Below are 4,568 nucleotides of genomic sequence, written 5' to 3' on the forward strand. Positions count from 1 at the left end.
GCTTTTAGCTTTTAGCTTTTAGCTTTTAGCTTTTAGCTTTTAGCTTTTAGCTTTTAGGATGTTGGCATCCAAACCAAGCAGACATTCATTCGCGATGGTGGCGCAAAATCACCTTTCCGCCCTTACGGCGGGTCCCTTTTTGTCGTGGCAAAAAGGAACCAAAAACCGTCGGCTCCCATCATCCGGCCCCTACGCTTCGCTCCGGGGTCCCCTCGCTACGGGCCTGCTCCCGGGAGTACGCGCTGCAGGCCCCATCCATGGGGCCTCAGCGCTTGACGGGCATCCATGCCCGTCACCTCCCTCCGCTGTCCCTTCGCTCAGCCTCCTGAAGTCGCAATCGGCGGCGCCTGAACTGTCGCGCGCTTAGAAGCAAAAGCAAAAGCAAAAGCAAAAGCCGAAACGAGCAAGAGCAAGATCTGTTGCCACGCTTGGCATCACTTACTCAACGGATCATCCCAGAAATGCCGCTCGGCCTCCTGCTGGATATCCGCCCGGCTCAACCCCAGGTCGTGCAGGGTCGCATCGCTCAGGCTGGCCAGTTCCTGGCGCTGGCGGTATAGCTGCAGCCATCGCGCAGGGCGCTGCAGGGCGGCACGCCACAGGTGGTTCAGGGAAAAGGCAGGTTGCTGGATGCTGCTGACATGACCTTTCATCGTGAAGCCCTCCGTGTTGATGGCTCCAGTCTCCTGCCAGGCATAAGATCAATCCAACGAATGTTTCTGATGCCATGCATCTCGGAGATTGATGCAATGTCCCAGTACCAGAGCCTCGACGCGGACGTACTGCGCACGTTCGTGGCCATCGCCGAGCAGGGTGGCTTCACCCGCGCCGGCGAGGTAGTCAACCGCACCCAGTCGGCGGTGAGCATGCAGATGAAACGCCTGGAAGAGGACATCCTCCAGCGCCAGCTGTTCGAGCGCGATGGCCGCCAAGTGCGCTTGACCGCCGAGGGCCAGGTGCTGCTCGGCTATGCGCGGCGCATCCTCAAGTTGCATGGGGAAGTGTTCAACACCCTGCGCATGCCGCACATGGTCGGGGTAGTACGCATCGGCACGCCGGACGACTATGCCATGCGCTTTTTGCCGACCATCCTGTCGAGCTTTGCCCAGGCCTACCCGCTGGTGCAGGTGGAGGTGCATTGCGACTCCTCCAAACAACTGATGCTGCGCCAGGACCTGGACCTGACCATCGTCACGCGTGAGCCGGGCAACGAGATTGGCCAGCTTCTGCGCCAGGAACGCCTGGTCTGGGCCGCCGCGGAAGGCTTCTGCCCGCAGGAGCAACGCCCCATGCCGGTAGCCTTGTTCAACACCGACTGCTTCTGCCGGGCCTGGACCTGCAATGCCCTGGAGGCCCAGGGCATCGACTACCGCATCGCCTATACCAGCCCGAGCCTGGCAGCGATCTTTGCCATTGTCACCGCAGGGTTGGCGGTGACCGCACAGTTGCAGAGCCTGATTGGCGGGAATATCCGCATTCTGGGCGAAAATGAAGGGTTGCCGCAGTTACCGGTGGCCAATGTGATGCTGGTGCGCAGTACCCAGAACCCTTCGCCGATTACCGATTGCATGGCCGACTACATTGTCGAAGGGTTCAAGTAACTTGGGGCCGCTTTGCGGCCCCAAATGCTCAAGAATCAAAGCTCGAACCCGAGCATCACCGCACACCCCACCAGAAACACACAAAACATCGCCCGCAACACCTTCTCCGGCAACGCATGGGCCAATTTCACACCCCAACTGATACTCAGCAGGCCGCCCACCGCCAATGGAACCCCCACCCCCCAGTCAACACTGTGGTGCACCCCATAGGTCACCAGGGTTACCAAGGTACTCGGCGCCGCCAGCGCCAGCGACAGCCCCTGCGCCACCACCTGGGTGGTACCGAACACACTGGTCAGAATCGGCGTGGCTACCACGGCCCCACCCACCCCGAACAAGCCGCCCATGGTCCCGGCAAAGCTGCCCAGTACACCCAGCCAAGGCCAGGCATAGCGCAACTCGGCGCTGGGCGGCGTTACCTTCATGAACATCCGCGCAACGTTCCACACCGCCAGGGCCACCAGGAAGCCGACGAAGCCCAGGCGCATGGAATGCGCATCCAGCCCGACCGCCCAGATCGACCCCAGCCAGGCAAACACAAAGCTGCACAGCGACAGCGGTACCGCATGGCGTAACTCGATGCGGTTACGCTGGTGATAACGCCACAGCGCCAGCAGCACATTGGGCACTACCATCACCAGCGCAGTGCCCTGCGCCAACTGCTGGTCCAGGCCGAACAGCACGCCCAGCGCCGGAATCGCGATCAGCCCGCCGCCAATGCCGAACAGGCCACCCATGGTCCCCAGGGCTGCGCCCAACACGATATACAACAACCACTCGATCATCAGGGGCCTCATCCACCTGTACACATAATGCGAGCATGCTATCGATTGCGGGCTGGTGGGGAAACGCACAGCAGCGCACAATGGCTATGCGTTTTTTGCAAAAGCAAGGCAGCCATGAGCCCCGATACCCTGACCGACCAGCTAAGCCTGTTCCTCGATGTGCTGGAAACCGGCAGTTTTTCTGCCGCCGCCCGCCGCCACCCGCTGACGCCTTCCGCCGTGGCCCGCCGCATCGACAACCTGGAAAGCGCCGTGGGCAGCCGCCTGTTCACCCGCAGCACCCACGCCGTGCGTGCCACGCCTGCCGGCAACGCCTTTGCCGAACGGGCCAGGCGCATCATCGAGGAACTGCGCCTGGCCCGCGCTGAAGCGGTGTCGCTGAGCAATGCTCCCGAAGGCCTGATCCGCATCGACGCCCCCGCCGCATTCGGCCGCCGTCACCTGGCCCCGGCCATCGCCGATTTCCTGGTCGCCTACCCGGGCCTGGATGTGCAACTGCGCCTGATCGACAGCTTCGTCGACCTGCATGGCAGCCACCTGGGCGAGGTCGACCTGGTGCTGCGCGCCGGCCCCCTGGCCGACACCCGGCTGGTCGCCACGCCACTGGCCTACATGGTGCGCATCGCCTGCGCCAGCCCGGCCTACCTGGCCAGCCGCGGCATGCCCAGCTGCCCCAGCGAGCTGCCAGGGCACGACGGCCTGGACTGGGACGGCCTTGCGCCACCATTCGCCTGGCGTTTCAACGTGGCCGGGCAAACCCGCCTGTACCGCCCCTCACGCATGCGCATGGCCGCCAACAACGCCGAAACCCTGCTGTTCGGTGCGCTCGCAGGCTTAGGCATAGCCCACCTGCCTACTTGGCTGATCAGCGAATACCTGCTGCGCGGCGAGTTGATACCGTTGTTTTGCGACGGTGGCTTGCCCAAAGCGGAAACCAGCGGTATTTACGCACTTCGCCTGGAACATGAAACGAACTCTCGCAGCCGTTTGCTGCTCGAATTTCTCAAGAGCCGCTTCAGCCCGATTCCACCCTGGGACCTGGCCTTGCGCAGTGAGCTGCGCGAATAAAGCGCGCACTAACGATCCGCGTGCCAGACTTTCCCATTGATTACCTTCAAGGACCTGCATGAACGCCGACACCCAAGCCTCCTGTGACGAGCTGCTGCTGGAAAACCAGGTCTGTTTCGCCCTGCACTCCACCTCGTTGCTGATGACCAAGGTCTACAAACCGCTGCTGCAGGCCCTGGGCCTGACTTACCCGCAGTACCTGGCCATGCTCGTGCTCTGGGAGCACGATGGCCTGACCGTAGGCGAGATCAGCCAGCACCTGCTCACCGACCCCGGTTCGCTGACACCGCTGCTCAAGCGTCTGGAGAGCGAAGGCCTGCTGCAGCGCAACCGCAGCCGCGAGGACGAACGGGTGGTACTGGTGCAGCTGACCGACAAGGGCCGCGCCTTGCAGCAGCAGGCCAAAGAAGTGCCGCAGTGCATCCTCAAGGCCAGCGGGCGCAGCCTGGAACAGCTGCAACAACTGCAGGCCGACCTGCTGGCGCTGCGCGAGAACCTGCAGAAAACCCTCTGACAGCTATGCTGTGCGATGGCCGTTCAGATGAACGGTGATGATTTATCTTGCGCACTAACTAATTGCGCGCTAATTTAAATCCCACACCAACCCGCGCCCTCCTCCAGACGGGGAGCGCACAGCACATTAGCGAGGCTCAAGATGCAAAAGGTCACTCCGCTGTACATCGCAGAAGCTACCTCCACCGGTGGGCGCGACGGCAAATCCCGCTCCAGTGACGGCAAGCTGGTAGTCAGCCTGAGCACCCCCAAGGAACTGGGCGGCGCAGGCGGTGACGGCACCAACCCCGAGCAGATGTTCGCCGCCGGTTACTCGGCGTGCTTTATCGGTGCCCTGAAGTTCGTGGCCGGGCAGGAGAAAAAAGCCCTACCGGCGGACGCCTCGATCACCGCGAAAGTGGGCATTGGCCAGATTCCAGGTGGTTTCGGCCTGGACATCGACCTGCACATCAACCTGCCGGGCCTGGCCCAGGCCGATGCCGAAGGGCTGGTGGAAAAGGCGCACAAGGTGTGCCCGTACTCCAACGCCACCCGCGGCAATGTGGATGTGCGCCTGCACGTGACCGTGTAAGGCTTGCAGCGCCTCATGTAGGAGCGGCCT

The 4,568-nt window shown here is 62.5% G+C and carries 6 protein-coding genes; 4 read left to right on the forward strand and 2 right to left on the reverse strand.

Annotated elements, in window-relative coordinates; all coding sequences use genetic code 11:
- Positions 1-434: 434 nt before the first annotated feature.
- The gene (locus tag MJ643_RS29795; RefSeq protein ID WP_023661076.1) at positions 435-653 is read right to left on the reverse strand and encodes a DUF1127 domain-containing protein; all 219 of its coding nucleotides are present in this window, start codon (positions 651-653) and stop codon (positions 435-437) included.
- A gap of 96 nt (positions 654-749) precedes the next feature.
- Between MJ643_RS29795 and MJ643_RS29800 the strand changes: the two genes are divergently transcribed.
- On the forward strand, positions 750-1,601 hold the full coding sequence (locus MJ643_RS29800) for a LysR substrate-binding domain-containing protein (RefSeq protein WP_015269374.1): 852 nt from the start codon (positions 750-752) through the stop codon (positions 1,599-1,601).
- A 35-nt stretch (positions 1,602-1,636) separates the two neighbouring features.
- On the opposite strand, the gene MJ643_RS29805 is transcribed toward MJ643_RS29800, so the two are convergent.
- Positions 1,637-2,386, reverse strand: a complete 750-nt coding sequence (locus tag MJ643_RS29805) for a sulfite exporter TauE/SafE family protein (protein ID WP_023661078.1) — start codon at positions 2,384-2,386, stop codon at positions 1,637-1,639.
- Between the two features lie 114 nt (positions 2,387-2,500).
- On the opposite strand from MJ643_RS29805, the gene MJ643_RS29810 reads away from it, so the two are divergent.
- The 3 genes from MJ643_RS29810 (at position 2,501) to MJ643_RS29820 (ending at position 4,538) form a co-directional block, all read left to right on the forward strand.
- A complete protein-coding gene (locus MJ643_RS29810; RefSeq protein ID WP_013971533.1) occupies positions 2,501-3,454 on the forward strand; it encodes a LysR family transcriptional regulator in 954 nt (317 codons plus the stop codon).
- 58 nt (positions 3,455-3,512) lie between these two features.
- Entirely contained in the window at positions 3,513-3,968 is a 456-nt protein-coding gene (locus MJ643_RS29815) for a MarR family transcriptional regulator (RefSeq protein WP_013971532.1), read from the forward strand.
- Between the two features lie 141 nt (positions 3,969-4,109).
- The gene (locus MJ643_RS29820) at positions 4,110-4,538 is read left to right on the forward strand and encodes an organic hydroperoxide resistance protein (RefSeq protein ID WP_013971531.1); all 429 of its coding nucleotides are present in this window, start codon (positions 4,110-4,112) and stop codon (positions 4,536-4,538) included.
- Positions 4,539-4,568: the final 30 nt, after the last annotated feature.

It is taken from the genome of Pseudomonas sp. PNPG3 (assembly GCF_023093815.1).
Lineage (GTDB): Bacteria > Pseudomonadota > Gammaproteobacteria > Pseudomonadales > Pseudomonadaceae > Aquipseudomonas > Aquipseudomonas asiatica.

Coding starts and splice junctions, on each gene's coding strand:
- MJ643_RS29795 (WP_023661076.1), bottom strand. CDS start 653: ATGAAAGGTCATGTCAGCAGCATCCAGCAACCTGCCTTTTCCCTGAAC.
- MJ643_RS29800 (WP_015269374.1), top strand. CDS start 750: ATGTCCCAGTACCAGAGCCTCGACGCGGACGTACTGCGCACGTTCGTG.
- MJ643_RS29805 (WP_023661078.1), bottom strand. CDS start 2,386: ATGATCGAGTGGTTGTTGTATATCGTGTTGGGCGCAGCCCTGGGGACC.
- MJ643_RS29810 (WP_013971533.1), top strand. CDS start 2,501: ATGAGCCCCGATACCCTGACCGACCAGCTAAGCCTGTTCCTCGATGTG.
- MJ643_RS29815 (WP_013971532.1), top strand. CDS start 3,513: ATGAACGCCGACACCCAAGCCTCCTGTGACGAGCTGCTGCTGGAAAAC.
- MJ643_RS29820 (WP_013971531.1), top strand. CDS start 4,110: ATGCAAAAGGTCACTCCGCTGTACATCGCAGAAGCTACCTCCACCGGT.